This window comes from Blastococcus sp. TF02-09 (assembly GCF_003319105.1).
GTDB lineage: Bacteria > Actinomycetota > Actinomycetes > Mycobacteriales > Geodermatophilaceae > Blastococcus.
On the sequence record NZ_QOHH01000001.1, the window covers coordinates 221,038 to 247,999 of the forward strand.

The 26,962-nt window shown below is 73.2% G+C and carries 24 protein-coding genes and 1 pseudogene; 13 read left to right on the forward strand and 12 right to left on the reverse strand.

All coding sequences use genetic code 11. The annotated features are described in order from the left end of the window. Positions 1–2: 2 nt before the first annotated feature. On the reverse strand, positions 3–1,538 hold the full coding sequence (locus tag DQ239_RS01035) for an ATP-dependent DNA ligase (protein ID WP_113832408.1): 1,536 nt from the start codon (positions 1,536–1,538) through the stop codon (positions 3–5). A gap of 83 nt (positions 1,539–1,621) precedes the next feature. On the opposite strand from DQ239_RS01035, the gene DQ239_RS01040 reads away from it, so the two are divergent. Continuing rightward, entirely contained in the window at positions 1,622–2,851 is a 1,230-nt protein-coding gene (locus DQ239_RS01040; RefSeq protein ID WP_113832409.1) for a saccharopine dehydrogenase NADP-binding domain-containing protein, read from the forward strand. Here DQ239_RS01040 and DQ239_RS01045 read toward each other — a convergent pair. Continuing rightward, positions 2,838–3,308 (reverse strand): VanZ family protein, encoded by a 471-nt coding sequence (locus DQ239_RS01045; RefSeq protein WP_113832410.1) that lies wholly within the window; start codon positions 3,306–3,308, stop codon positions 2,838–2,840. The two genes, DQ239_RS01040 and DQ239_RS01045, sit on opposite strands and share 14 nt — an antisense overlap. A 172-nt stretch (positions 3,309–3,480) precedes the next feature. Between DQ239_RS01045 and DQ239_RS20235 the strand changes: the two genes are divergently transcribed. After that, positions 3,481–4,065 (forward strand): hypothetical protein, encoded by a 585-nt coding sequence (locus DQ239_RS20235; RefSeq protein ID WP_158544752.1) that lies wholly within the window; start codon positions 3,481–3,483, stop codon positions 4,063–4,065. A 58-nt stretch (positions 4,066–4,123) separates the two neighbouring features. Here the strand turns inward: DQ239_RS20235 and DQ239_RS01055 are convergent, their stop codons facing one another. Beyond that, complete coding sequence (locus tag DQ239_RS01055; protein ID WP_147251942.1) at positions 4,124–5,050, reverse strand: serine hydrolase; 927 nt, start codon at positions 5,048–5,050, stop codon at positions 4,124–4,126. Positions 5,051–5,217: 167 nt separating this feature from the next. On the opposite strand from DQ239_RS01055, the gene DQ239_RS01060 reads away from it, so the two are divergent. After that, positions 5,218–5,874: an AAA family ATPase gene (locus tag DQ239_RS01060; protein ID WP_113832412.1), complete on the forward strand. Its 657-nt coding sequence runs from the start codon at positions 5,218–5,220 to the stop codon at positions 5,872–5,874. 545 nt (positions 5,875–6,419) lie between these two features. Here DQ239_RS01060 and DQ239_RS01065 read toward each other — a convergent pair. Further along, the gene (locus tag DQ239_RS01065; RefSeq protein WP_233488608.1) at positions 6,420–7,466 is read right to left on the reverse strand and encodes a TerC family protein; all 1,047 of its coding nucleotides are present in this window, start codon (positions 7,464–7,466) and stop codon (positions 6,420–6,422) included. 164 nt (positions 7,467–7,630) lie between these two features. Beyond that, the gene (locus tag DQ239_RS01070; RefSeq protein WP_113832414.1) at positions 7,631–7,984 is read right to left on the reverse strand and encodes a hypothetical protein; all 354 of its coding nucleotides are present in this window, start codon (positions 7,982–7,984) and stop codon (positions 7,631–7,633) included. 342 nt (positions 7,985–8,326) lie between these two features. Between DQ239_RS01070 and DQ239_RS20065 the strand changes: the two genes are divergently transcribed. Continuing rightward, complete coding sequence (locus DQ239_RS20065) at positions 8,327–8,557, forward strand: hypothetical protein (RefSeq protein WP_147251944.1); 231 nt, start codon at positions 8,327–8,329, stop codon at positions 8,555–8,557. Positions 8,558–9,393: 836 nt separating this feature from the next. On the opposite strand, the gene DQ239_RS01085 is transcribed toward DQ239_RS20065, so the two are convergent. The 4 genes from DQ239_RS01085 to DQ239_RS01100 form a co-directional block, all read right to left on the reverse strand. Beyond that, a complete protein-coding gene (locus DQ239_RS01085; RefSeq protein ID WP_113832417.1) occupies positions 9,394–9,675 on the reverse strand; it encodes a hypothetical protein in 282 nt (93 codons plus the stop codon). 183 nt (positions 9,676–9,858) lie between these two features. Beyond that, positions 9,859–10,221 (reverse strand): DUF6228 family protein, encoded by a 363-nt coding sequence (locus tag DQ239_RS01090; protein ID WP_147251946.1) that lies wholly within the window; start codon positions 10,219–10,221, stop codon positions 9,859–9,861. A gap of 290 nt (positions 10,222–10,511) precedes the next feature. After that, positions 10,512–10,979, reverse strand: coding sequence for a DUF4375 domain-containing protein (locus DQ239_RS01095; protein ID WP_158544753.1), 468 nt, complete (start codon positions 10,977–10,979; stop codon positions 10,512–10,514). 189 nt (positions 10,980–11,168) lie between these two features. Next, positions 11,169–12,410 (reverse strand): HNH endonuclease signature motif containing protein, encoded by a 1,242-nt coding sequence (locus DQ239_RS01100; protein WP_113832420.1) that lies wholly within the window; start codon positions 12,408–12,410, stop codon positions 11,169–11,171. A 135-nt stretch (positions 12,411–12,545) separates the two neighbouring features. Here DQ239_RS01100 and DQ239_RS01105 point away from each other — a divergent pair, with 135 nt between their 5' ends. From DQ239_RS01105 to DQ239_RS01125, 4 genes and pseudogenes are all read left to right on the forward strand, one after another. Further along, positions 12,546–13,943, forward strand: a complete 1,398-nt coding sequence (locus DQ239_RS01105; RefSeq protein WP_113832665.1) for a thioredoxin family protein — start codon at positions 12,546–12,548, stop codon at positions 13,941–13,943. Further along, positions 13,940–14,473, forward strand: a pseudogene (locus DQ239_RS21245) (UGSC family (seleno)protein). The gene DQ239_RS01105 and the pseudogene DQ239_RS21245 overlap by 4 nt, the downstream one beginning before the upstream one ends. A gap of 118 nt (positions 14,474–14,591) precedes the next feature. After that, complete coding sequence (locus tag DQ239_RS01120; RefSeq protein ID WP_147251947.1) at positions 14,592–15,617, forward strand: chemotaxis protein CheB; 1,026 nt, start codon at positions 14,592–14,594, stop codon at positions 15,615–15,617. 4 nt (positions 15,618–15,621) lie between these two features. Continuing rightward, positions 15,622–17,574 carry a CheR family methyltransferase gene (locus DQ239_RS01125; RefSeq protein ID WP_113832424.1) on the forward strand — a complete coding sequence of 651 codons (1,953 nt, stop codon included), beginning with the start codon at positions 15,622–15,624 and terminating at the stop codon, positions 17,572–17,574. A gap of 25 nt (positions 17,575–17,599) precedes the next feature. On the opposite strand, the gene DQ239_RS01130 is transcribed toward DQ239_RS01125, so the two are convergent. The 3 genes from DQ239_RS01130 to DQ239_RS01140 form a co-directional block, all read right to left on the reverse strand. After that, complete coding sequence (locus DQ239_RS01130; protein ID WP_113832425.1) at positions 17,600–18,937, reverse strand: ANTAR domain-containing protein; 1,338 nt, start codon at positions 18,935–18,937, stop codon at positions 17,600–17,602. Then, a complete protein-coding gene (locus tag DQ239_RS01135) occupies positions 18,934–19,305 on the reverse strand; it encodes a hypothetical protein (RefSeq protein WP_113832426.1) in 372 nt (123 codons plus the stop codon). The genes DQ239_RS01130 and DQ239_RS01135 overlap by 4 nt, the downstream gene beginning before the upstream one ends. An 81-nt stretch (positions 19,306–19,386) precedes the next feature. Beyond that, positions 19,387–20,370 (reverse strand): hypothetical protein, encoded by a 984-nt coding sequence (locus DQ239_RS01140; RefSeq protein WP_113832427.1) that lies wholly within the window; start codon positions 20,368–20,370, stop codon positions 19,387–19,389. Positions 20,371–20,564: 194 nt separating this feature from the next. Here DQ239_RS01140 and DQ239_RS01145 point away from each other — a divergent pair, with 194 nt between their 5' ends. The 5 genes from DQ239_RS01145 to DQ239_RS01165 all read left to right on the forward strand — a co-directional run bounded on the left by DQ239_RS01145 (position 20,565) and on the right by DQ239_RS01165 (position 26,952). Continuing rightward, positions 20,565–20,846 (forward strand): hypothetical protein, encoded by a 282-nt coding sequence (locus DQ239_RS01145; RefSeq protein WP_113832428.1) that lies wholly within the window; start codon positions 20,565–20,567, stop codon positions 20,844–20,846. A gap of 138 nt (positions 20,847–20,984) precedes the next feature. Further along, complete coding sequence (locus tag DQ239_RS01150) at positions 20,985–22,925, forward strand: MFS transporter (protein ID WP_113832429.1); 1,941 nt, start codon at positions 20,985–20,987, stop codon at positions 22,923–22,925. A gap of 163 nt (positions 22,926–23,088) precedes the next feature. After that, the gene (locus tag DQ239_RS01155) at positions 23,089–24,582 is read left to right on the forward strand and encodes an AMP-binding protein (RefSeq protein ID WP_113832430.1); all 1,494 of its coding nucleotides are present in this window, start codon (positions 23,089–23,091) and stop codon (positions 24,580–24,582) included. Positions 24,583–24,628: 46 nt separating this feature from the next. After that, entirely contained in the window at positions 24,629–25,828 is a 1,200-nt protein-coding gene (locus tag DQ239_RS01160) for an acyl-CoA dehydrogenase family protein (protein WP_233488610.1), read from the forward strand. Further along, positions 25,825–26,952, forward strand: coding sequence for an acyl-CoA dehydrogenase family protein (locus tag DQ239_RS01165; RefSeq protein WP_113832432.1), 1,128 nt, complete (start codon positions 25,825–25,827; stop codon positions 26,950–26,952). Before DQ239_RS01160 ends, DQ239_RS01165 begins: the two co-directional genes overlap by 4 nt. Positions 26,953–26,962 lie beyond the last annotated feature (10 nt).

The following is a 26,962-nucleotide window of genomic DNA, read 5'->3' on the forward strand; positions in this document are numbered from 1 at the left end:
GCTCAGGGGGCGAGCAGCGCGCGGACGGCGTCGATCGTGTCGGCGTCGGCCGCGGTCTTGTCGGGGCGGTAGCGGAGCACGCGGGCGAACCGCAGGGCCACGCCGCCGGGATAGCGGGTGCTGCGCTGCGCGCCGTCCACCGCGATCTCGACGACGAGCTCGGGTCGCAGCAGCACGCCCCACTCGGGGCGCTCCCGGGCGAGGTCGCGGAAGGTGCGGGTCTGCCAGGCGAGCAGCTCGTCGGTCATCCCCTTGAACGTCTTGCCCACCATCACCGGCTCCCCGCCGTCGGTGTCGCGTGCTCCGAGGTGGATGTTGGACAGCGAGCCGGTGCGGCGGCCGTAGCCCCACTCGGCTCCGAGGACGACGAGGTCCAGGGTGTGCACCGGCTTGACCTTCTGCCACGCCCTGCCCCGCCGGCCCGCGGCGTAGGGGGCGTCCAGCGCCTTGACGACCACCCCCTCGTGGCCGCCGGCCAGCGCGTCGTCGAGCACCTGCGCGGCCTGCCCGTCCCGCGGCCGCCGCACGCCCTTCATCCGCAGCCCGGCGTGCGCGTCGTCGGCCAGCAGCCCCGCCAGCGCGTCGAGGCGGACGTCCAGCGGCTCGTCGAGCAGGTCGCGGCCGTCAAGGTGCAGCAGGTCGAAGAAGAACGGGCTGAGCAGCACGCCGGCCTCGTCGTCGGCGGCGTCACTGCCGAAGCGGCTCATCGTGTCCTGGAAGGCGCGCGGCCGGCCGTCGTCGTCGAGCGCGAGGGTCTCCCCGTCCAGGACCGCGGTGCGGCAGGGGAGCGACCGCACGAGCACGACCAGCTCGGGCACGCCGTCGGTGATCTCGCGCAGCGTGCGGGTCCACACGCGGACCTCGTCGCCGTTCCGGTGCACCTGGATGCGGGCGCCGTCGAGCTTGAACTCGACGGTGACCTCGGCGCCGAGGTCGTGCAGCGCCGCGTCGAGCGAGGCACCCGGGCTGGCCAGCATCGGACGGATCGGCCGGCCGACCTCCAACTTCACCCCGTCGAGCGCTCCGGCCCCGCCGGACAGCGCGAGGGCGGCGGTCTCGGGCAGCCGGCCCGACAGCATGAAGGCCCGGCGCACCGTGGCGGGCGGGACCTCGGCGGCGGTGGCGACGGCGTCGAGCACCACGCCCTCCAGCGCCCCCTGCCGCAGCTCGCCGGTGAGCAGGGCCACGAGGAAGCGCTGCTCCTCCTCGGTGGCCGCGGAGAACAGCGCGGTGAGGACGGCGTCGCGCCGGGCCGTCGAGCCCGCGCCGGACGTCGTCGCCAGCTCGCCGAGCGCGCTGACCACCGCCGGCACGGACAGGCCGGGCTCGGCGGCGGGGGAGCCCACGCGGGGCGCGAGGGTGCGCCAGCCGACGCCGAGGCGGCCCTGCCCCGTCTCGCCGGACAGCCACGCGGTGACCGGCCGGACCTCGTCGTCGTCGGCCCGCCGCAGCAGCTCGGCGATCGCGGCGGCCTTCGCCGTGCGGGCGCGCGTGGCCGCGACCCGGGCGGAGGCGGCGACGACGTCGGCGAGCAGCACGGCCCCATCGTGGCAGCCGGTACCGACACCTCCCGCGACGCCCGGTGCGCGCGCGGGCGGCCCGGCCCGGTAAGCATGCGTCCATGACCGCCAGCGCACGCGACTCCGACCTCGTCGTCTTCGGGGCGACCGGCTTCGTCGGGAAGCTGCTCGCCGCCTACCTGGCCGAGCACGCCCCCGCGGGCACCCGCATCGCCCTCGCCGGGCGGTCCCGGGCACGGCTGGAGGAGGCGCGGACCGCGCTGCCGGCCGCTGCCGCGGACTGGCCGCTGATCGAGGCCGACGCCTCCGACCCGGCCTCCATGGCGGCGCTGGCCGCGGGCACGCGGGTCGTCGTCACCACCGTCGGCCCGTACGCGCGCTACGGCATGCCCCTGGTCGAGGCCTGCGCCGCGGCCGGCACGCACTACGCGGACCTCACCGGCGAGGTGCTCTTCGTCCGCGACGCGATCGACCGGGTCGACGGCGTCGCCCGCGGCACCGGCGCCAAGATCGTGCACGCCTGCGGCTACGACTCGATCCCCTCGGACCTCAGCACGATGCTGCTCGCCGCCCGGGCCGCCGCCGACGGCGCCGGTGGGCTGCGCGACGTCCGGCTGGTGGCCACGCTCAAGGGCGGCTTCAGCGGCGGCACGATCGACTCGATGCGGGCGCAGGTGGAGGCGCTGGAGAAGGACCCGTCGCTGCGGAAGGTGGCCGGCCACCCCTATGCGCTCAGCCCCGACCGGGCCGCCGAGCCGAGGACGCAGCAGCCGAGGGACGCAGGTCTGCCGGCCCAGCTGCCGGACGGGCGCTGGTCGGCCCCGTTCGTGATGGCGTCGTTCAACACCCGGATCGTCCGGCGGAGCAACGCCCTGCAGGACTGGGCCTACGGCCGGGAGTTCAGCTACGGCGAGGTGATGGGCGTGGGCGGCGGCCTGCGCGGGGCGGTGACCGCGGGTGTCGTGACCGCCGGCCTGCTCGGTGCGGTGTCCGCGATGAGCTTCGGGCCGACGCGCTCGCTCATGGACCGCGTGCTGCCGGCACCGGGCACGGGCCCCAGCGAGGAGGTCCGCGCGAAGGGCTGGTTCCGCATGGACGTATCGGCGACGACCGAGAGCGGCCGGCGCTACACCGCCGTCGCCGCGGGGAAGGGCGACCCGGGCTACGCCGCGACCGCGGTGATGCTGGGGGAGGCCGCCCTGGCGCTGGCGCTGGACGGCGACCGGCTGCCCGACCGCGTCGGCTCCCTCACCCCGGCGACGGCGCTGGGCGACGTCCTCGTCGGGCGGCTCCGCGCGGCCGGGCACACCTACGAGGTCATCCCCGCCTGAGGGTCACCGGGCGCTCGGCCGGCTCGGCGGGGGACGCCCGCAGCACCGAGCGGACGAGCAGGCCGGCCGCCACGGCGCCGACGGCGTTGAGCGCGGCGTCCAGCGGCGAGACGACCCGGCCCAGCGGCAGCAGCCACTGGAGCACCTCGATGGCGGTCGCCGCGCTGACCGCCAGCGCGGCCAGGCGCCCCGGGCGGCCCGCCGCCGGCCACCCGGCGACGAGCAGGCCGGCCGGGACGGCGAGCAGACCCAGGTTCCCCAGGAGCTGGAGCACGGTGGCCTCGGAGTCCAGGCCGGTGGCGTACCAGCGCAGTTCGGCCAGCGGCGCGCCCCACGCCCAGCCGGTGCCCGCGGGGGTCAGCGTCAGCGCGGCCACCACGGCGAGCGCGGGGGCCAGGGCGAGCTGCGCGCCCGCGTGCGCCGGCTGGCCGTTCGGTCGTCCCCGGTCGTCGTCCATGCCGCCACCGTCCCCGGCGCACCTGCGAACCGGCTGGACGTGCGCTGAGCGGGGCCCGTCGACCCCTCGGCCACTCACAGGGACACCGGCGGTCGGTGCCAGGCCAGTCCCAGGAAGACCGCCGAGGCTGCGACCGCGGCCGGAGGGTCCGGCCGCAGACGGAGGAGACCTCATGCGCAAGAAGTTCATCATCGCCACCACCGCGGGGGTGCTGACCCTGGGCGGCATGGCGGTCGCGGTCCCGGCGCTCGCGGACTCGGGCGGGTCCACCGGTTCCGCCGTCGACCGGATCACCGAGGCGCTGTCCGGGCTGGTCTCCGACGGCTCGATCACCCAGGAGCAGGCCGACGAGGTCGCCAGCACGCTCGACGCGGCCGGCATCGGCCACGGCGGGGGGCACCGCGGTGGCGGGTTCGACCTGTCCGCTGCGGCGACGGCGCTCGGCATGACCGAGGACGAGCTGCGCACGGCGCTGGAGACCGACGGCACCACGCTGGCCGACGTCGCCGCGGACCAGGGCGTCGAGGTGGACGCCCTCGTGGACGCCCTGGTGACCGCCCAGCAGGAGCGCATCGCCGCCGCGGTCGAGGACGGCCGGCTCACCCAGGAGCAGGCCGACGAGCGGCTCGCCGACCTCGAGGAGCGGGTCACCGAACGGGTGAACAGCGAGGCCCCGGTCGGCGGTCCCGGTCACGGTCCCCGCGGGGACGACGGCGACGGCGCGGCCGACGACGCGCCGGAGACCCCGGCGGACTGACGCCGGCTGCGGCACCACGGCAGCGGCGCCGCTCCCCACCCGGGGGCGGCGCCGCTGCCTATGCGATGCCGGCGCGGACGGCGTCGGCCGCCCGGGCGAGCGCTCCGGAGGCCTGCGCCCACGTGGTGGCCTCGGGGAAGTCGCCCAGGAGCACGACCACCCGCCCGTCGGCCAGCACGCCGGCCGAGTGGAGCTGCCGCCGGTCGTCCACACAGCACATCCAGCCCTGCTTGGCCGCGACCCCGTCGCTCGCGCCGGCCAGGAGTCCGAACCGCTGGTCGAAGCCGTCCGCGGCGAGCGGGGTGGTGGCGCGCATCCAGCGGAGGAGGGTCGCGGCGTCGTCGGCCGGCAGCACCTCGTCGAGCGTGGTGAGCACGGTGGCCGTGTCCGAGGCGGAGGTCCACGCCTGACCCCACTGCCCGGTGATCTCGGGAGGGCCGGTGACGGTCAGCCCCAGGGACGCCGCGGCGTCGGCCACCAGCCGGGCGCCGTCGAACCGGACCCACAGGGCGCTCATCGCGGCGTCGTCGGACGACGTCACCGCCCGCTCCATCAGCGCCAGGTCGTCCGGTGCCAAGGTGAGGACGCCGGCCGCGTCGAGGAGCAGCAGGCGGCTGACCAGCACGATCTTGACCAGGGAGGCGGTGTACCGCGGCTGCCCGGCCTCCGGGCTGCTCACCAGCGGGTTGCCGTCGGAGTCGAGCGCGACGACGGCGATCGTGCCCCCGACAGCGGCCCCTGCGGCGGCGACCTGGTCGAGGATGCGCACGGTGTCGACGGACGCCCTCGCGAGCAGTTCCTGCGCCCGGTCACCGGGAGGCTCGCCGGCGTCCGGTGCGGCCGCCGAACTCGTGGACGCGGCCGCCGGCCGGGTCGTGCACCCGGCCACGACGACGACCGCCGACACCGTGGTGACGACGGTGACGAGGACAGCGACCAGCACCAGGCGGGGCCGGCGACGCAGCCGCTCGGTGGTGCGGCTCACCTCCGCCATCGTCCCCCCGATTTCTGGCACCGGGCTGTGAATCCGCGTCGGCTCGCAACTTTTCCGGGCTCTCAGGCCGCTCCCAGCCACGCCAGGGGCTGCGTCGAGGAACGGCGCGGACCCTCGGGTGCTCCGCGGCGGTCGGTGCAGCGGGGGAGGAGGCCCGGATGCAGCAGTCGCGCGTGCTGGCGGAGCCGTCGCGGGTCGACCTCGGCGGGCCGGTCCTGGTGGTCATCGGCGGACTGCCCGGCAGCGGAAAGACGACGCTGCTGCGACGGCTCCTCGCCGAGCAGGTGCCGGGAGTGACCGGACTGGACTCGGAGTTCGTCGCGGAGGACTTCCGGCGGGCGGGTGTGGCTCTGACGTACCGGTTCCTCCGCCCGGTGGTGCACGTCGTGCACCGGTGGCGGGTGCTGCGGGCCGTCCGCGGCGGGTCTCCTGTCGTCGTGCTCACCGATCCCTGGACCGGGGAGCGGTGGCGCGCCGCGGTGCTCCGGGCAGCCGCGCGGGCCGGCCGGCGGGTGCTGGTGGTGCACCTCGACACCGGGCCGGAACTCGCCGCCGCGGGGCAGTCGGCTCGCGGCCGAGTGCTCTCGGAGCGCGCCATGCGGCGCCACCTCGAGCGGTCGGCCCGTGTCAGGGCGGCGTCCGGGCCGGACGTCCTCGTCGTCGACCGGCGGGGGAGCGACCGCCTCGACCTCGCCGGGATCCTCCGCCGGCCGTTGCCCCGCCGATTCCGGACGGAGGGAGAGTCGTGCTCTCAGGCGCAGATCCAGCCCGGTAGTGCGGGCCACGCCTCGACCGTGTCGCCGTCCACGGCGTAGGCCGTCGAGAGGTCGTCGGCCAGGAGGAGCTCGACCCCGGCACCGTTCTCGTAGCCGGTCGGGATCGCGTCGTCGGGCAGGTCGGCATCCGGGACGAACGACTCGACGGTGTCGGCGGCGAAGACCCTTCGGGGTCGCGCACGAACAGACGCCTGGCGTCCTCGGTGCTGCCGCCGTCGAGGGGCCAGCGCAGTTCGAGGAGGAGGGCCGAGTCCATGTCGCAGTGGGTCTCGCCTTCGTACAACCGGAAGTCCGATGGCTGGGCGATCGTGTCGCCGCGTTCCCAGAGGCCCAGCAGGCGGTCGTGATCGTCGGCCGCGGGCGTCTGCTGGTCACCGTTCCCGCTGCACGCCGACGTCGCGAGCGCCAGCAGTGTGAGAGGCAGAGCCCAACCACGAATGGTCACCCGCACATCATGGTGGCCGACCAAAAGATCTCTCCAGGCCGCAGCGTCATTGCGGCCGAACAGAGATATCCGAGAACGCGTACGCACTTTCTCCGCCGGCCTGCGTGGCTGACCATGGGCGGGCTCCGCGGGGTGGCAGCTACGTCAGCGGCTCGTTCTCGCGGTGCCGGGAACCGGTCTCGCGCAGCGACCCGGGGTGGGCCCTCGCGGTGGGGTCGCTGCGAGTCTTGACCAGGCTCGCGACGGTGACGACGGCGAGCACGACGACGATGACGCCCAGGCTGAGCGGGGTGGGGATCTCCGGCACGCGCTCGTCGATGTCGACGTGGCCCCAGTGCAGGATCAGCTTGAGGCCGATGAACGCGAGGATGAACGCCAATCCGGCTGACAGGTAGACGAGCCGGTCGAGCAGCCCCTTGACGAGGAAGAACAGCGCCCGCAGGCCCAGGAGCGCGAAAGCGTTGGCCGTGAAGACGATGTAGGCCTCTTCGGTCACCCCGAAGATGGCGGGGATGGAATCGAGGGCGAAGAGCAGGTCCACGCTGCCGATCGCGATGAGCACGATGAACAGCGGGGTGACCATCCGCCTCCCGTCGACGCGGGTGGTGAGCCGGCCGCCGACATAGTCGGGAGTGACCGGCAGGAGGCGGCGGGCGGCTGTGACCACCGCATTGTTCTCGATGTCGGGGTCCTCGTCGCGGTGCCGGAACAACTGCACGGCCGTGTAGATCAGCAGCAGGCCGAAGAGCAGGAACATGAAGGAGAACAGCGACAGCAGCGTCGCGCCGAGCGCGATGAAGATCGTCCGCATGATCAGTGCCAGGACGATCCCGAAGGTGAGCACCTTGTGCTGGTGCTCCTCGGGCACCGTGAACGTCGTCATGATGATGACGAAGACGAACAGGTTGTCGACCGACAGGCTCTTCTCGATCACGTAGCCGGCGAAGTACTCGGTGCCCGCGTCGCCGCCGTAGGCGACCGTGAACCAGACGCCGAAGGCGATGGCGACCGCGATGTAGAACACCGACCACGCGGTGGCCTCGCGGAAGCCGACGCGGTGCGGTCGAACCGCGGCCAGCACCAGGTCCACGGCCAGCAGGCCCAGCACGAGCGCGATGGTGAGTGCCCAGGTCCGGACGCTGATGTCGAGCACGCCGGTCTCCGTCCCGTCGGCGGGCGACCTCACGCCGGGGCTGAGCGTGCGGACCCGGGGATGCCCTCAGGAGTGACCGTCTAACCCGGCGGCACGGTGGCCGTCGGGCGAGTCACCGACGCTGACCATATGGTCGTGCGCTCTCTGGCCTTGCCGGCAGCTGCGCTGACCGGGCCGTCAGCGCTCGCGCATTGTTCTCAGCCGCGCCCGGGCCGGACCAGCTGGGCGCACGGCGGTGGTGCCATGCCGTCGTCCGGGACGAACTGGATGACCTCGCCTCCCCGGTCGGTATAGGTCATCTGGTCACCGGCAATGACAACGGTTCCGCGCCCCACCCAATCCTCAGGCGTGTTCGTCCCATCCAGTGGTAGATCGGGGCTGCTGTCGACCGATTGCGGAGTGACCGCTTCCCAGAGGCGCCCATTGACGGTCACCGCGTCGACGCCGCAGTGCCGGAGGGAAACCTCCACCGAACTGAACGCGTTCCCGCAGGCGGCAAGGATGCCGACGCTCGAGAGCAGGACAGCGCGCGCACGTGTGGGGCCACTCATGCCCGGCAGTATCAGGCTCCAGGAGTGCTGAAGCCGCCTTTTTGGCGTGCCTCCTCGCGGTATCCCTGAGCCGCCCACAATGGGACACCCCATCAGCAGGCAGCAGTCGGATGACTAGAGGTGACTGTCCGCTTGTAGCGTCGTTTAGTGCCGTGGCGACCCGATCACCCGAATCCGCCGCATCGGCTTGATCGCTACGCCTTCCGAGCCGGGGAGTTGCGAAGCCCCGAGGAGACAGACACGGGGTACGCGCTCGTCCTCCCGATCGTCTTCTGGACGCAGGTCGGAGGCCACCTTTGGAGGCGGCGCTGGGGTAACCCGAAGACAACGGCGGACGTGTGGGTGTCTGCTGCCGCTGTTGAGCACCCTTACGATCTCGGATGGTTTATGGACGACCGGCTTGAGGAGATGATGGACCTTTGGGACGCAGGCCACGTCGTCCTGGGCGAGGACCTCCTGCATGAGGTTCGCTGGCTGGACGAGAACGACTCCAAGGTAATCGCCCGTGAAGTGTTCGATACCGACCTTGATCAAGAGCGTGCGAGTCGAGCACCGACCGGCGGTGGTCCCTAGAGCCGCCTTAGGGGGCGGCCTGCCCAACTGCCCCTGAACGGCCCACTAAGAGACACACGCCATCTTGGTGTGCTCCGTGGTAGCCGCGGCCTGGACTTCGACCTTATTGATCCCCAGGCGGCCCGACGACCTCGAGATCGAGGAAGTACGGGAGGTCACTCCAGTGCACATAAGGCGCGGTGCTTCGAGTTCGACGTCGCCGCTCCCGGCGAGCTTGAACTTCGCCTGTCGGCGCAGCCCAAGCACGACGATTGTTACCTCGGGTGCGCTATAGCCGCCTTCATGGCATGTCTGGCCGGTGTCCTTGAGCGGCCCACAATGGGAAGGACACCGCGTCCTTGTCGGTCTGGTGAGGCTTCGTACACACCCGCGCGGGGGACATGGTGCGACCGTCAGCCGCCCGGAACCACAGCCTCGGGGTTGTATCGCAAGAATCAGCCGAACGTAGATAGGGCCGGGTGCGTGAATGAGGCGTCAGTGGTGGCGTCCGGCTGAGGACGTGCCGGGCTGGGCGACAAGCCGGGGCGTCCAGGTCTTTGGGCTGGTATGCGTCGGCATTCTTACCGGCGGCATCGTTTCGCTGTACCAGGTTCGCCTGAGCAGTCCTGGAATCCGGCCACTCATCACGGCTTTTCTGGCGGCAGGCATCTGTCTCCTCCTGGCCTGGCTCGTGCGGACGGAGCAGGTTCGCCGCCACAAGAAGAACGCGGACCGCCAGTTGCCCGAGAGGTAACAGGCGGCGATGTGTCCCCGCGGCCGCCTTCCGGGCGAGCCGGCGCTGGTGTCCCTGAGCGGCCCACTAAGGGACATGTGCTGTTCCTGCCTGGCGGACGAGCTCAGTAGTCACAAGAGATCGAATCCGGATATTTCGCTGCCCAGGAGGAGGCGCACCAGTCGGCTGCGTCACCCAGCTTTCCGTCCGGCTCGGCGCCGCAGTAGCCACGGACTTCTCTCCACAAGCTGCGAAGGTTGCCCGTGTCGTCGTCGTCCAGATCGTGCTCGTCCAACAGCGACCGGATCGTCGAAGTCTGGTCGTCGGCGTCAATGCTGGCGTACTCGCCGCAGGTGGTGTCGTCTGGGCTGGCTCCGCATGCGCGCAGCGTCAGCAGTGTTGCCACGACGACTGCTGCGCCGATGCCCGGTGCTGCCGTGCCCGCTCCCCGCGCTAGCACCGTGCTGCCGCTACACATGGGTGGACGTTAGCCGGGACGGAGCTGCCCATGAGCGCTTCCGGGACCCCCAGCAAGCGTCTGAAGCCGCCCTCAGAGCGAGCCTGGCAGCCTGTGTCCCTGAGCGGCCCGCTATGGGACAGCCTGACGAACCTCCACGGCGAGCTGCTGGAAGACGCCTGGGTCGACCTCCAGCTCGGCCTCGCAGCGCCAGCGAGGCGGCGCACCGTCCTCCAGCTCCACCCGTACAAGAACCGTGTTGGTCTTGTCATGCCGGAGAACAAACCGCATCTCGGCTGCTTCGCTGTGCCAGCGCCGGTCGCCCACCCAACCTCGCCAGTCTGCGGCGATGCCGTCGAGGAAGTCGGCCAAGCTCTGCGGTTCCCACCCGGCCTCGGCGAATACCAACGACGCGTTCAAGCCTCTGCCCGACAGAACAGCCCGCCACATCGGCATCGACCCCTGCTCCGTTGAGCCAGCGGGATGCAGCTCCAAGCGAAGTCCGTTGCGTGATCCCAGTACAGCGGCGTCCACATGATCAGGCTATGAGTCGGCCGTCTGTGATTGTCTCTTAGGCCGCCTTCTGTCCCTGAGCGGCCCGCCTAGGGACACTTCGTGGGACTTCGAATCGGCGGGCCTGACTTCAGGCGGTCACGCCTGGGCTGGCGTCCAATGCTCGCCGGACGGCCAGGCCTCACGTGCTCGCCTTAATCCGGCTTCGGTCGTGGGACAGCAGGGCTGGCAGCCGGAGAGCGCGTCCGCTGTTGGCCCAGTTGCATCTCCGGTCAACGCTGCCGCCGCAGCCGACCGAAGAAGGATCGTTCGGGGCCGCGATTCTGCGGGGGCCACTCGCCGACTGCCTCGGTTCGGACGAAGTCGTTGAGCCGAGCGTCAGCGTCCGTGCTGCCTTCGAGCGCGTAGAACCGTTCGTCCAGGCCGTTCAATGCATCTGTGAATTGCCCCTGGTCGATGCGGTTGGTCCGGCTGTCGGCGTCTATCGGGTAGGGGGAGCCCAGCAGATCCATCCCTTCGCGTAGCAACTTCGCCCAGTCATCGCCCAGAACGGTCGGCAGCAGGGCTAGCGCCTCCTCGGCCGTATCGCCGCCCCAGGCACGGAAGTAGTTCTCGAATCCGTCTGCATTGACCTCTTGCCGCCAGTCGCAGACGGCCATGACCTGGCGCTGAGCCGGTGACAGTAACGAGCGGTCGTCGGCATGTGTCTTGTACAGGGACCAGACGTCGACAGAGGTCATGCAAACGACCCTAGGCAGGGCACCCGTCCTCCATGGGTGACCCAGTACGCGGTGTCCCATAGGCCGCCTTCAGGGCGACGGGCAGCGCTGAGCGAAGGGCTCCGCTGGAGAGCGCAGGCCACTGAGCCGCGAAAGCGCCGGTCGCACGTGAGCGGGCAGCCCGACGTGACCGCGACGGTCAGCGTGCGGTCAGGCGGAGACGAGGAACGGTTCGGGGAGGACGATCTCGGTGCCGTCGGGGCGCCAGGTGCGCCATCGGCCGTCGGGTTGTCGTTCGACCCGGAACCCGTGGTGAACCTTGGTGTGGTGCCGTTCGCACAGCAGCGCCGAGTTCTCCAGGTTGGTCGGCCCCTCGTCCAGCAGCCATTCGGCCACATGGTGAACGTCGCACCAGTGGGTGGGCGCATCGCAGCCGGCGAACACGCAGGACCGGTCGCGCACCTCGACGGCGCGGCGCAGGTGCGGTGGGACGATCCGCTTGGTCCGGCCGAAGTCCAGGGGCTGGCCTTCTGGCCCCATGACGACGCGGGTGACGTTGCCGTCGCAGGCCAGCCAGCGGGCCCGGGCGGCGGAGATGATCCCGCCGAACCCGGTGCGGCCGGCCCCGGCGCCGGTCGAGGTGTCCATCAGGTCGTCGAGGTTGATCGTCACGACCACGTGCGGCTTGTGCCCACGCAGCGTCGGCAGGTTCCCCGACGCCAGGGCGTTGTCGCAGAGCTGGACGAGGGCGTCGCCGGCCTGCTGGGCGCGGGTGCGGGTGTCCCCGGCGGGCCGGTCGGCCTGCACGTGGGACTCGACGGCGGCCTGGAACTTCTCCCCGCCCACAGCATCGAGGGTGCCGTGGAAGGACACCGTCCCGTCGCCGTTCTTGGTGAAGAACAACGACCGCTGCTCGGTGGGGTCCGGTTCGGTGCCGTCAGGGTCCAGCCGGGCCAGATAGTGACCGACGGCCTCGCGCAGATCGGCGTGCGAGGCCGTGACGGCGGCCTCGGTCAGCGCCGCGTCGATCTCGCCCACGTCCACGCCCTGGGCCGCGGCGCGGGCCAGGTTCACCTCCGACACCACCGGCGCGATCACCCCGACCGCCTCCGCCGTCACCGCACCCACCGCCGCCGCGGCAGCCAGCACCGGCAACTGCTCCAGCGTGCGGCCGTTGCGCACCAGCCGCGCCGCCTCGGCCTTCGACAACCGGTGGTGCCCGCGCAGCCAGGACGCCATCGTGGCCTTGCCGTCGTGCTCGCAGGCCTGGGTCAGCTCACCCTCACGCACCGTGCGGGCCAGCTCGGCGTCCAGCCGGTTCTTCGCGATCACCAGCGCGCCGGCGCGCTCGATCACCGCCGGCCCGAACGACCCCTTGAGGTCCTGACCGGCCAGCGCCGACAGCGCACCGGCGAGGCACGCCGTCGGAGTCACGCAGCCGGTCGAACACATGTACGAATAGTACCGCCCTGAGGCGCCCGACACCAGACGAATCCGCAGGTCAGCGGCCTATACACAGACGAGAAGCAGCCCTTGACGGCCATCCGCACCTGCCACTAGAGCACGCGCGTGCGCTACGGTCCGGCGATGCGGCTCCCCGACGGTCTCGTGGCCGTGGTGAAGCGCGAGTGCCCGACCTGCGTGCTCGTCGAGCCGGTGCTCCGCGAGCTCGGCGCCGAGGTCTGGTGCCAGGACGACGCCGGCTGGTTCGACCACGACGACACCGAGCTGGAGCTGTCCTACCGGCTCGGCATCGAGACCGTGCCGACGCTGATCCGCGTCGAGGACGGCGAGGAGACCGCCCGCGTCGTCGGCTGGAGCCGCGAACAGTGGGAGGACCTCACGAAGGTCGAATGCCTCGGTGCGGACCTCCCGGAGCACCGCCCGGGCTGCGGCTCGCTGTCGGTCGACCCGTTCCGCATCGACGCCCTCGAGGCGCGCTTCGGCGGCAGCGGCCTCGGCAGCCACCGCGTCGAGCTCGCCGACCTCGAGGACGAGCACGAGGCCATATTCGACCGCGGCTGGACCGACGGCCTGCCCGTCGTCCCGCCGACCCCGGAGCGGGTGCTGCGCATGCTGCGCGGCACCACCCGCGCCCCGGACGAGGTCGTCGCGGTCGTGCCACCGGACCTCGTCGAGTGCACCGTCGAGAAGGTGGCCGTCAACGCCGTGATGGCCGGCTGCCTGCCCGAGCACCTGCCCGTCGTGCTCGCGGCGCTCGAGGCGGCGTGCACCGAGGAGTTCGCCCTGCACGGACTGCTGGCGACGACGTACTTCTCCGGCCCGATGATCGTCGTCAACGGTCCCGTGGCCCGCCGGATCGGCATGAACAGCGGCGTCAACGCCCTGGGGCAGGGCAACCGCGCCAACGCCACCATCGGGCGCGCGCTGCAGCTCGTCGTCCGCAACGTCGGCGGGGGAAGGCCCGGTCAGATCGACCGCGCGACGCTCGGCAACCCCGGCAAGCTGACCTTCTGCTTCGCCGAGCGCGAGGAGGGCAGCCCGTTCGCGCCGCTGGCCGCCGACCGCGGCGTCCCCGGGAACGCCGTCACCCTGTTCGCGGGCTCCGGCGTGCAGCCGGTCGTCGACCAGCTGAGCCGGACGCCCGAGTCGCTGGCGCGCTCGTTCGCTGCCTGCCTGCGGGTCAACGGGCACCCGAAGCTGCCGCTGTCGTTCGACGCGGTGCTCGTCGTGTCCCCGGAGCACGGGCGGGTCTTCCGCGAGGCCGGCTGGGACCGCGCCCGGCTGGTCGCCGAGCTCGAGGCCCTGCTCCTCCTGGACGCCGACGAGCTGCTCCGGGGCGCGGGCGGCATCACCGAGGGCGTGCCCGAGGCGCTCGCCGGCCGGCAGCTGCCGAAGTTCCGCTCTGGCGGGCTGCTCGTCGTGCACGCCGGCGGCGACGCCGGCCTCTTCAGCGCCGTCGTCGGCGGCTGGGTGTCCGGCCCGACCGGGAGCTCCCCGGTGACCAGAGAGGTACGCGCATGAGAACCGTCCTGGACCCGACCGGCGAGCAGCAGGCAGCGGCGCGGGACCTGCTCCCGCGCCCGGCGTCCCTGCGCGGCCGGACCGTGGGCCTGCTCGACATCAGCAAGCCGCGCGGCGACGTCGTCCTCGACCGGCTGGCGGAGCTGCTGGCCGCCGACGGCGTGGTGGTGCGGCGCTACCGCAAGCCCACCTTCACCCGGACCGCGCCGGTGGACCTGCGGCACGAGATCGCCGAGCAGTGCGAGGTGGTCATCGAGGCGCTCGCCGATTAGGGCTCGTGCACGTCGTGCAGTGTGCACGACATCGCCGACCTCGAGCGCCGCGGCGTGGTGGGGGTCTTCCTCGCCAGCGAGGTGTTCGCCGACGCCGCGCGGCTGCAGGGCGCAGCGCTCGGCTTCCCCGCCCCGTTCGTGCTGGTGCCGCACCCGGTCCAGGACCGGACGGACGCCGAGCTCCGAGCGGCGGCCGACGGCGCGTACGCCGCGGTGGTGGCGGCTGTGACGGCTCGGCCTGGCGCGCCCGTCCGGTAGTCGGTAGCGGCGAGTGGGTGCGTGCCGGTCGGTAGGCGCTAGCGTTCAGGGGGGGGGGGCGTCGTCGGGTTCCGGCACCGGGCCGGACGACCACCTCGCACCGGACGGAGGCGCAGTGATGGCGCGACGGGACGTGGTGGTGATGGGCGCCTCCGCAGGAGGCGTGGAGGCGCTGCGGACGCTACTGGGGGACCTGCCGCCGGACTTCCCGGCCGCCGTGCTCGTCGTGCTGCACATGCCTCCGAGCGCGCACAGTGCGCTGCCGTCGATCCTGGAACGGGTCTGCGCGCTGCCCGTGGCCGCGGCCGAGCACGGCGCCCCGCTGCGCCCGGGCACGGTGACGGTGGGCGTGCCCGACCACCACCTGATGCTCGCGGGGGATCATTTGGTGCTCAGTCACGGCCCCCGGGAGAACGGCCACCGCCCCGCGGTGGACGTGCTGTTCCGCAGCGCCGCGCGTGCCGCCGGGCCGCGGGTGGTGGCGGTGGTGCTCTCCGGCGCCCTGGACGACGGCACGGCGGGGATGGTCGCGGTCCGGGCGCGCGGCGGGGTGGGCGTGGCCCAGGACCCCGAGGACGCCATCTACGGGAGCATGCCCACGCAGGCGCTCGTGGTGGGCGGCGCCGACCATTCCGTGCCGGTGGCGAAGATGGCGACCCTGCTCACCGAACTGGTCACCGAGGAGGTCGACATGGCCGGAGCGCCGGAGCCCAGCGAGCTCATGGCGGTGGAGACGGCGCTGGCCGACCTGGACGCGGACGCCCTCAACCGCTCGGAGCGGCCGGGCACGCCGTCGGGGTTCGGCTGCCCGTCGTGCCACGGAAGTCTGTTCACCATCTCCGAAGGCGGGATGGAGCGCTACCGCTGCCGGGTGGGCCACGCCTGGTCGCCGGAAGCGCTGGCCGCCGAGCAGTCCGAGGCGCTGGAAGGGGCGCTGTGGATGGCGCTCCGGGGACTCGAGGAGCGCGCCGCGCTGAGCCTGCGCATGGGGGAGCGGGCCGCGCGGCGCGGGCACGCGCACAGCGCCGAGTCGTTCCGCCAACGGCACGACGAAGCACAGGAGGCGGCCCTGCTGATCCGCGCTCTCCTGCAGCGCGGCTACCGGGACGCCGACGCGCCGTCCACCGAGGTCGGGGAGGCCTGAACCGATGACCACCGAGCAGCGCCCGGGCGACGGCGCCCCGCCCGACGCCGTCCCCCCGGAGCAGGACGTGCTCGACACTGCGGACACCGACGACGAGGGCGGCACCGTCGACGACGCGATCGCCGGGCGCGACCCCGAGTTCGAGTCGCTGCTGGTCTACCTGCGCGAGCAGCGGGGCTTCGACTTCACCGGGTACAAGCGGCCGAGCCTGGTCCGCCGGGTCCGGCGGCGCATGGCCGAGGTCGGCGTCGCCTCGATCGCCGACTACCAGGACTTCCTCGAGGTCCACCCCGAGGAGTTCACCCCGCTGTTCAACACCGTGCTGATCAACGTGACCAGCTTCTTCCGCGACCGGCCGTCCTGGGACCACCTGCGCGAGCACCTGCTGCCGCAGATCCTCGCCGCGGCCGGGCCGACGATCCGGGCGTGGAGCGCGGGCTCGGCCGGCGGGCAGGAGGCCTACAGCCTGGCGATCATGCTGGCGGAGGCGCTCGGCGCCGAGGAGTTCCGGCAGCGGGTCAAGATCTACGCCACCGACGTCGACGAGGACGCCCTGACGCAGGCCCGCCAGGCCGTCTACTCCGAGCGGGAGCTGGCGGGGCTCACCCCTGAGCAGGTGGAGGAGTACTTCCAGCCGGAGAACGGGCGCTACGCGTTCCGCAAGGACCTGCGCCGCTCGGTCATCTTCGGGCGCAACGACCTCGTGCAGGACGCCCCGATCTCGCACGTCGACCTGCTGCTGTGCCGCAACACGCTCATGTACTTCAACGCCGAGACGCAGAGCCGCATCCTGGGGCGGCTGCACTTCGCGCTCAACCCGTCGGGCCTGCTGTTCCTGGGCAAGGCCGAGATGCTGCTGTCGCACCCCCAACTGTTCACGCCGGTGGACCTCGCCCGGCGGTTCTTCCGCAAGCAGGGGGTCCGTCCCGAGGAGCAGCGCCCCGTCGCCGTGGTGCCCCCGCGCGAACCGTCGCTGGTCAGCAGCGGTGACCTCTCCCTGCTGCGGCGCGAGACCATGCTCTCCGCCCCCGCGGCGCAGCTGGCCCTCGACGGCGACGGCCGGCTGGCGATGGTCAACCGGGAGGCGTCCCGGGTGTTCGGCATCTCCCAGCGGGACGTCGGCCGTCCGTTCCAGGACCTGGAGATCTCCTACCGGCCGACGGAACTGCGCGCCTCGATCGCGGAGGCGATCGAGCAGCGCCGGCCGGTGTGGCTGCGCGCCGTGGAGCGTCGCCGCCCCGGGCACGACACCACGATCTACGACATCCAGCTGACCCCGCTGTTCCGGGAGGAGGGGTCGCTGCTGGGCACCACCGTCGTCTTCGACGACGTGACCCAGTACCGCCGGCTGCAGGCCGAGCTCGAGTTCTCCAACCGCCAGCTGGAGACGGCGTACGAGGAGCTGCAGTCCACGAACGAGGAGCTCGAGACCACCAACGAGGAGCTCCAGTCGACGGTCGAGGAGCTGGAGACCACGAACGAGGAGCTCCAGTCCACGAACGAGGAGCTCGAGACGATGAACGAGGAGCTGCAGTCGATGAACGACGAGCTCCACGCCACCAACGAGGAGCTCCGCACCACCGCCGGCGAGGTCGCCGCGCTCAACCACTTCATGTCCGGCGTCCTGGGCAGCTTCCGGGCCGGTGTCGTGGTCGTGGACACCGCGCTCCGCGTGCTCGCGTGGAACAGCGCCGCCGAGGAGCTCTGGGGCGTCCGCGAGGACGAGGCCCGCGGACAGGAGCTCCTGGCCCTGGACATCGGCCTCCCGGTCGCCGAGCTGAGGACGACGCTGCAGCGCCTCGTCGCGGGGGAGCCCGTGACCCACGAGAGCGTGGAGCTGGCCGCGGTCAACCGGCGGGGGCGCCCGCTGCGCGTGCGCGTCACCGCGAGCGCCTTCACGGGCGCGCCGGACGGCTCGATCGGCGCCGTGCTGCTGATGGACCCGTCCGGGGACTGACGGGCCGGGCCGAGGGGTCCGCGGCTCAGGTCAGCGCCGTGATGACCGCCTCGCCCTCGCCTTCGACGATGAGCCGGGCGAGGTCGCGCAGCTTCACGTTGAGCCGTGAGCTGAGGGCCACCAGCCGGGCGAATGCCTCCTCGGCGTCGACCCCGATCCTGGCCATGATGACGCCCTTGGCCTGGTCGATGACGGCCCGGGAGGTCAGGGCGCGCTCCAGGTTGGTGGCGAGGTCGCGCAGCGCCTCGCGTTCGGCCACGTTCTGCAGGACGCCGGCGACCGCCGCCGCGGCCAGCTCGCCGATGCGCCGGTTGGCCGAGCCGAAGGCGGCCGGCTCGCGCGAGTAGATGTTGAGCACCCCGGAGCTCTGCTCGTCGTCCTGCACCGGGACGGCCAGCACGCTGCGCACGTCGGACCGCTCCGCGATGCGGGCGAGCGCCGGCCACCGGTCGTCGGTCCTGACGTCGTCGGCGATGACCACGCTCACCGACCGGTGCGCCTCCCAGCAGGGGCCCTCCTCCGCCTGGACCTGCAACCCGTCGAACCCCAGGGCCTCCGGGGAGTCGGCACCGAGGCGCTGAGGGTTCAGCGGCGAGCCCAGGGTGATGCTCACCCAGGAGGCGGCGGGGACGGCGCTCTGCACGAGGGTCGCCATGCGGCGGAGCATCCGCTGCCGGTCCTCCTCCTGGACCGGCAGGGCCGTGAGCTGCGCGAACGAGGTCGCCAGCCCCAGCACGTCCGGGGGGCCGGCGTCGTCCGCCTCGCGGGGGCCGGGGTCGGAGGCGGCCGCCGTAGCGCTGTCCTCCTGCACCAGCACCCACTGGACGCGGGCGTCGGCCGACCGGGGGGCCACGGTGTCGGCGAAGCCGAAGAGCTCGGCGCGCAGCTCCGCGCCGCTCCGCGGGCGGACGGTGACCATCGTGCGGCGGTCGGTCGCCTGACCGCTGCCGAGGGCCCGCAGCGACTCGCGCACCTCGGCGACGTGCTCGCGGTCGACGAACAGCGTGAGCGGCTTGCCCGGCAGCCGGTGCAACCCCACCCCCAGCAGGCGGGCGATCGCCGGGTTGGCCTCCAGGAGCTTGCCGTTGCCGTCGGTGGCGGCCAGTCCGACGGGGACCAGGGCGGACAGCTGGCCGCGCCACCGGCGCTCGGACTCGTACCGGGCGAGCAGCTGGTTGACCTGCTCCTGCTGGACGCGCAGCTCCTCCTCGACGACGTGCAGCTCCTCGTGCGCGACCTCCAGCTCGGCGAGCTCGGCCAGGGCCTTGGCCGCCGGACCCGTGTCCTGCGCCGGCGCGGTGAGCCGGGCGCGGCGGTCCCGTGCGGGGCGGGGCAGCGGCGCGGGTTCGGGGGAGCCGGTCATGGTCGTTCTCCGTCCGCATCGGCGCGCGCCTGGGCCCGGTCGATCGCCGCGGCCGCCCGGTGCTCCCAGGCAGACCTGCGGTGGGCCTCGGCGTGCGCGGGGTCGGCCTGTGCGGCGCGCTCGTGCACCTCGGCGGTGCGCTCGTGGGTGCGCGCCGCCCGCTCGTGGCCGGAGCGCGAACTCTCCCGCGACGCGCGGGCGTGGTCGGCGGCCTGCTCGGCGTGCTCCTCCGCCACCTCGAGGTCGACGGCGTCCGATCCCTGCCCCGAGGCCAGCCGGGTCAGCCGCTGGCCCAGCTCCTGGGCCCGCCGGCCCGCGGACCGGGCGCGCTCGGCGGCCCGCCCGGCGGCGTCGTGCGACTCGGACATCGTTCCCCTCCGGTGCCGGCGCGTCGCCGTCCTTTCTACTCTCCCGGACGCGTCACAGACACCCCGGGAGAGGCACCGCGTTCAGGGCATGCGTCGTGGTCCGGCGAGGCGCAGCGGGGCGAGCAGGCGCCGTCCGGCCCGGCGGGCGTGCGCGACGGCGACGGCGTTCGCCAGGTGGTCGGCGTGCGCGCGCAGGTCGGCCCGCCGCTGCTGGAGCTCGGCCACCTCCGCGGCCAGGACGTCCAGCTCGGTGAGCAGTGCCGCGCGGCGGGTGGCGGCGTCGTCGTCGAGCCGGGTCCGCACGTCGGCCGCGGCCTCGTCGGCCCGACGGCGCTCCTCGCGCCCGGCGGCGAGCAGGGCGACGACCTCCTGACGGGCGTGCACCAGAACGGCCGCGGCCTCGGCTCCGGCCCGCTCCCGGACCCGGCCGGCCTCCTCGGCGGCGCGCCGCTCGAGCGCGGCCACGTCAGCGAGCCGCTGCTCCGCCTCGGCCCGGGCGCGGGCACCGGTGGCCTCGGCCTCGGCCCGGCTCCGCCGCGCCTCCTCGAGCAGGGTGGCCGCGGCGTCGCGGGCCTCGGTCAGCGTCCGCTCGGCCTGGGCCGCCGTGTCGGCCGCCGTCAGCCGGGCCGTGGCGATGGTCTGCTCGGCGGCGCGCGCGGCGGCCCGCCGCTCGGCGGCGGCGTCGGCGCGCAGGGCGTCGGCCTCGTCGGCAGCGGTGGCCATGAGCGCGCCGATGCTGCGGGAGACCTGCAGGAACTCCCCGCCCGCCGTGGAGTGCCCGAGGAGCTCGCGGGCCTCGTCGAGCGCGGCGCGCGTCTCCAGCTGGCGGGCCAGCAGGTGCTCGCGCTCGCGGTCGGCCGTGGCCAGCTCGGTCTCGGCCCACTGGACGTAGGACTGGACCTCGAACCGGTCGTAGCCGGCGACCGCGCGCCGGAACATCGGCGCGGACCCCAGCACCGTGTCGAGGTCGCCGGCCACGTTCGGGCGCGTGCGCTCGACGGTCCCGGGCAGGAGGGGACCGGGGTCGCCGTCCGTGTCGCGGTCGGCATGCAGCTCGATGGTCATTCCACTCACTCCCAGCAGTACCGGTATCGGGGACGACGCTAGGCGCGGCGGCGGGTGAACGCCCGGCCACGGAGCGTGGCATCACCCGGACGGGGAGGGTGCCCGCCGCCCACCGTGCCCGGCCTCGCTCCGGCGGGTGACGGCGTCCCCGCACCGCTCGCCGCAGGCGTTCCCCGGGGGTCACCCTCGGTGGCATGACCCCTCCCGCGACCCCGGAACCGGGCAGCCTGACCGTCCCGCCGCTCTTCGGCTGGGAGGGCATCGTGGTGCTGCTGGTCGCCGCGGTCGTGATCGGCGTGGGCTACCTCGTGCTCTCCGCCGTCTCGGCGAACCGGCGTCCCTCGGCGGACTGGGACGAGTGGCTCCAGGGGCGCTCGCGCGTGCGGCGCGACGCCGTGGACGGGCCGGGCGCGCCGCCGTCGGCCCCGATCCCGGACCGCTCCGGAGAACCTCGGGCGGCGCGCCGGACCCCCTGATCGGAGAACCCCAGCTCGCGGGCGTAGGTTGCCCGACCGGTGTGCGCTCTGCCACACACGGTCCGGTCGTCCGCGAGATCCTCGTGCGCGACCGGGCGTTCCACTCAGTCGCCCGGGAGAGCCGGGGAAGGGACGACCATGAGCACCACGACCGCACCGCCGCGCGACGGCGGCCCGGCACCGGAGGCAGGCGGCAAGGCCTCCATCTGGCGCCGCCAGCTGTCCAGCTATCCGGAGAACGGGCCCCGCTCGCTCTACCTGGCCATCACCGTGCTCGCCACGGTGGTCCTCTACTACGAGCTCTACATCCAGGGCGCGGTGGCGACGCAGATCATCACCGACTTCAACTTCTCGTTCACCGGCTACGTGTTCGTCTCGGTGCTCGGCAACCTGATCGGCGCCTTCGCCTCGCTGTTCGCCGGCCTGGCCGACCGCTGGGGCCGGGCGAACCTGGTCGTCTACGGGCTGCTGATCACCGGCGCGATCATCCTGTTCGGCCTCCCGCACGCGCCGAACAAGACCGTCTTCACCGTGCTGTTCGCGCTGCTGAGCTTCGTCGAGGGCGTCGTCCTGGTCGCGACGCCGGCGCTGATCCGTGACTTCTCGCCCCAGGTGGGCCGCGGCGTCGCGATGGGCTTCTGGACCCTCGGCCCGGTGCTCGGCAGCCTCGTGGTCACCTCGGTGTCCAGCAGCACCCTGGACAGCCACCCCGACTGGCGGTTCCAGTTCTACGTCTGCGGCATCGCCGGCCTGGTCGTCTTCGTCATCGCGTTCCTCGGCCTGCGGGAGCTCTCGCCGGCCCTGCGCGACCAGCTGATGGTCAGCATGCGCGACCGGGCGCTGATCGAGGCCCGCGCCGCCGGGATCGACCCCGAGCAGGCGCTCAAGGGCCACTGGAAGCAGATGCTGCGCTTCGACGTCCTGGGCTCGGCGTTCGCGGTCAGTGTCTTCCTGCTCCTGTACTACATCCTCGTCGGCTTCGCGGTCGTCTACTTCGCGACCGTCTACGGCTACTCCGAGGCGCGCGGCAACGCGCTCGCCAACTGGTACTGGATCACCAACGCGATCGCCCTGGTCGTGACCGGTGTGCTCACCGACCGGTTCCGGGTGCGCAAGCCGTTCATGATCGTCGGCGGGCTGATCAGCATCGCCGGCAGCGTCCTGTTCGCCCTGGCGGCCACCGATCCCGACGTCGACTACTACACGCTGGCCCGGTACTTCGTGCTGGCCGCCGCGGGCGGCGGCATGGCCTACGTCGCGTGGATGGCGAGCTTCACCGAGACCGTGGAGCGGCACAACCCGGCGGCCACGGCCACCGGGCTGGCGATCTGGGGTTGGACCCTGCGGCTCGTGGTCACCGTCTCCCTCGCGGTGTTCACCCTCGTCGTCCCGGCCACCTCGGTGCTGGTGGACAAAGGCACCCGGGTGCAGGAGATCGTCGACGAGCACCCCGACGAGGTCGCGGTCCTGTCGGCCATCGACCCGGAGGCGTCGGCCGCGCTCAGCGAGGACCCGACCGACATCGACGCGCTGTCCACGGCGCTCGGGGACGTCGCCCGGCAGCAGGGTGCGAGCGACGACGAGGCCGACGCGGTGTCGGCTGCGGTCGTCGAGCGGGCGCCGCAGCTCGGCGCGGTCCAGCAGATCGACCCGGACACCCTGGCGACGCTCCAGGCGGGCGACCTCAGCGTGGCCCCGACGGCGATCGGGCAGATCTCCGAGGGGCTTGGCGTGAGCGAGGCGGAGGCCGGGGAGCTGCTCGTGAGCCTGGCCGCGCCGGACGTGCAGGCCGACCTCGAGTCGATCATCCCCTACGCCACCGTCCTCCAGGAGGCGAACGCCGCCATCCCCGCGGACGACCTCGAGTACCTGAGCGAGAACGGCGCCGAGGTGCAGGAGGCGCAGGCCGACAACCCCGAGCAGTGGCAGACCTGGTGGTGGGTCTGCATCGCGGGCCAGGCGCTCTTCCTGCCGTTCGTCTTCGTGATGACCGGCCGGTGGAGCCCGCGCCGGGCCCGTGAGGACGAGCGGGAGCACGAGGAGAAGGTGCAGCGCGAGCTGGCCGCGCTCGGCCGGTAACGGCGGTCCACGAGGGTTCCGGGCCGGGGACGAACTCCCCGGCCCGGAGCCCTCCGGGGTCCGATGAGGCCTGCGTTACAGTCCGAAAACCGGCGGGCCGATGTGGGCCCGCTCACGCGGACCGGGGTGCACCACCGGCCCGCCCGCTCCGGGGAGGCAGCCGATGACCGAGACCGCGCCGGCCGCCGGACCCGTCGAGGAACCCCCGCCGATCGGCGAGCGGGTCGCTCAGCTCGCCGCGGAACTCGGCGACGCGCCCGCCGTCATCAGCGGGGACACCACGCGCAGCTGGACCGAGCTGGACCGCCGCACCAACCGGCTCGCCCGCGCCCTGCTCGCGCGCGGCGTCGTCCTCGGAGACCTGGTCACCATCGGCCTGCCCAACAGCGTCGAGTTCGTCGAGGCCTGCATCGCCTGCTGGAAGGCCGGCGCCGTGCCGCAGCCGGTCTCGGCGGCCATGCCGCCGCTGGAGCTGCAGGGCATCGTCGAGCTCGCCAACCCGCCGCTGGTCATCGCCCGGGGCGACATCCCGCTGGACCGCCCGATCGCCGACGTCGACGAGCTGATCGGTGAGGCCGACGACGACGGCCCGCTGCCCACCGTCGTCTCCCCGGCCTACAAGGCGCCCGCCTCGGGTGGCAGCACCGGCCGGCCCAAGCTGATCGTCTCGGGCCAGGCCGGCGTGGTCGAGCCGTTCGGGGCGATGGTGTGGAAGCACCGGCCCGGCGGCACCGTCCTCATGCCCGGCCCGATGTACCACAACGGGCCGTTCACCAGCGCCATGGCCGGGCTGCTCTCCGGCTCGACGATGGTGCTCATGCCTCGCTTCGACGCCGAGGGCGTGCTGGCGCTGGTGGCCGAGCACCGCGCGACCTGGCTCTACCTCGTGCCGGCCATGATGAGCCGCATCTGGCGGCTGCCGGAGGAGGTCCGCGCCTCCTACGACCTCTCCTCGCTGGAGACCGTCTGGCACCTGGCCGCCCCCTGCCCGCCGTGGCTCAAGGAGGCCTGGATCGACTGGGTCGGCCCCGAGGTGCTCATGGAGCTCTACGCCGGCACCGAGGCGCAGGCCGGCACGATCATCAGCGGGACCGAGTGGCTCGAGCACCGCGGTTCGGTCGGCAAGGTCCTCTACGGCGAGATGACGATCCTCGGCCCCGACGGCGAGCAGCTACCCGCCGGGACGGTCGGCGAGGTCTACCTCCGCCGCGGCGAGGGGCAGGCGCCCTCCTACCGCTACATCGGCGCCGAGGCGCGCACCCGCGGCGACTGGGAGTCCCTCGGCGACATCGGCTGGATGGACGAGGACGGCTACCTCTACCTGGCCGACCGGCGCACCGACATGATCCTGGTCGGCGGCTCGAACGTGTACCCGGCGGAGGTGGAGGCCGCGCTCGACGAGCACCCGCAGGTGGCCTCCAGCGCGGTCATCGGGCTGCCGGACCCCGACCTCGGCCAGGTCGTGCACGCGATCGTCCAGCCCGCCCCAGGCCGGGACGACGTCGACCTCGACGACCTGCGCCACCACCTGGCCGAGCGGCTGGTCCGCTACAAGCAGCCGCGCACGTTCGAGCTGGTGCGCGAGCCGCTGCGCGACGACGCCGGCAAGGTCCGGCGCTCCCAACTGCTGGCCGACCGGGTGCCCGCGCAGCCGTGACGGCCCCGACCCAACCCCAATGCACCGATCCGACTGGAGCCCGACCGTGACGACGACCGACGCCCGAACCGTGGGGGAGGACCTGCGCCAGCGGGTCGCCGACTTCCTCGCCGAGCACGACCACACGACCATGGACCGGCTGGAGTTCCTCCGCGCCCGGTTCGACGCGGGCCTGGCGTGGGTGAACTTCCCGGAGGGCCACGGCGGCCTCGGCCTGCCCCGGGCCCTCCAGGGCCAGGTGGACGCCCAGTTCGCCGCCGCGGGTGCGCCCGACAACAACCCGCGCGGCAACGGCATCGGCCTGGGCATGGCCGCGCCGACGATCCTGGCCTTCGGCACCGAGGAGCAGAAGAAGAAGTTCCTGCGCCCGCTGTGGACCGGTGAGCGGGTGTGGTGCCAGCTGTTCAGCGAGCCCGGTGCCGGCTCCGACCTCGCCGCGGTCAGCACCCGGGCGGTGCGGGAGGGCGGCGACTGGGTCGTCAACGGCCAGAAGGTGTGGACGTCGAGCGCGCACAAGGCGCAGATGGCGATCCTGGTCGCCCGCACCAACCCGGAGGTGCCCAAGCACGCGGGGCTCAGCTACTTCCTCTGCAACATGGACGCCCCCGGCGTCGACGTCCGGCCGCTGCGGCAGATCACCGGCGAGGCCGAGTTCAACGAGGTCTTCCTGACCGACGTGCACATCCCCGACAGCCAGCGCCTCGGCGACGAGGGCCAGGGCTGGAAGGTCGCCACGGCCACGCTCAACAACGAGCGGGTGGCCATCGGCGGCGGGGCCGGCGGCCGGGAGAGCGGCATGGTCGGCGTGCTGGCGAAGAGCTGGCGCGAGCACCCCGAGCGGCGCGGCGTCGGCCAGCACGACAAGCTGCTGCGGCTCTGGGTGGACAACGAGGTGGCCCGGATGACCGGGCAGCGGCTGCGGCAGAAGCTCGCCGCCGGTGAGCCGGGCCCCGAGGGCTCGGCCATGAAGCTGACCTTCGCCCGCATCGCCCAGGAGGCCAGCGGGATGGAGCTCGAGCTGCTCGGCGAGGACGGCCTGCGGGCCGGGGACTGGACCATGAAGCGCCCGCAGCACGTGGACTTCACCGGCCGCGACGCGGTCTACCGCTACCTGCGCGCCAAGGGCAACTCCATCGAGGGCGGCACCTCGGAGATCCTGCGCAACGTCATCGCCGAGCGGGTGCTCGGACTGCCCTCCGAGCCGCGCGTGGACACCGGTATCGCCTGGAAGGACCTGCCCCGATGAGCGACCTCGACCTGCTCTACACCGACGTCGAGGACGACCTGCGCAGCAGCGTCCGCGACCTGGTCGCCGCGCGCAGCGAGCCCGCGACGGTGGCCGCGCTCTACGACGGCGACCGCTCCGTGGTGGACCCGCTGTGGCGGGCGATCGCCGGCGACCTGGGCCTGGCCGGCCTGCTGATCCCCGAGGAGCGCGGCGGTGCCGGCGCCTCGGCCCGGGAGGTCGCCGTGGTGCTCGAGGAGCTGGGCCGGTCGGTCGCCCCCGTGCCCTTCTTCACCAGCAGCGTCGTCGCCACGACCGTGCTGCTCGCCGCCGAGCAGGGTGGGGCGGCCGACGAGCTGCTGGCCGGGCTGGCCGCCGGCGAGCGGACCGCCGCGCTGGTGCTCCCGCTGTCCACCGGGCCCGGGGACGAGGTGCCGGGCTTCGCCGTGGACGCCGACGGGCGGCTCACCGGCAGCGCGCGCAGCGTCGCCGGTGCGCTGGAGGCCGACGTCCTGCTGGTGCCGGTCGGCACCGCCGCGGGCACCGCCGTGTACTCCGTGCCGGCCGCGGACGCGCAGGTCGAGCCGGTGGTCTCCCTCGACATGACCCGCCAGGTCGCCGACGTGACCCTCGAGGGCACCGCGGGGCAGGAGCTGATCGGGGCTCCGCAGGGCGGGGACGCGGTGGCCCGGGCGCTCGAGGTCGGTGCGGCGTTGCTCACCTCCGAGCAGTACGGCGTCGCCCAGTGGTGCCTCACCACGACGATCGCCTACCTCAAGGACCGTCGTCAGTTCGGCCGCGTCGTCGGCGGCTACCAGGCGATCAAGCACCGGCTGGCCGATCTGTACGCGGCCGTCGAGTCCGCGGGTGCCGCGGCCCGCTACGCGGCGGCGGCCACGGCCGAGGGCGACGCCGACGCCGAGGTGTCGACGGCGGTGGCGCAGTCGTTCTGCTCCGACGTCGCGGTGAAGGCGGCCGAGGAGGCCGTCCAGCTCCACGGCGGGATCGGCATGACCTGGGAGCACCCCGCCCACCTGTACCTGAAGCGGGCCAAGGCCGACCAGATCGCGCTCGGCACCCCGGCCGCGCACCGCGCCCGGCTGGCCGAGCTGGTCGACCTGCCGGCACCGGCCCCGGTGGGCTGAGCGGCCTGGG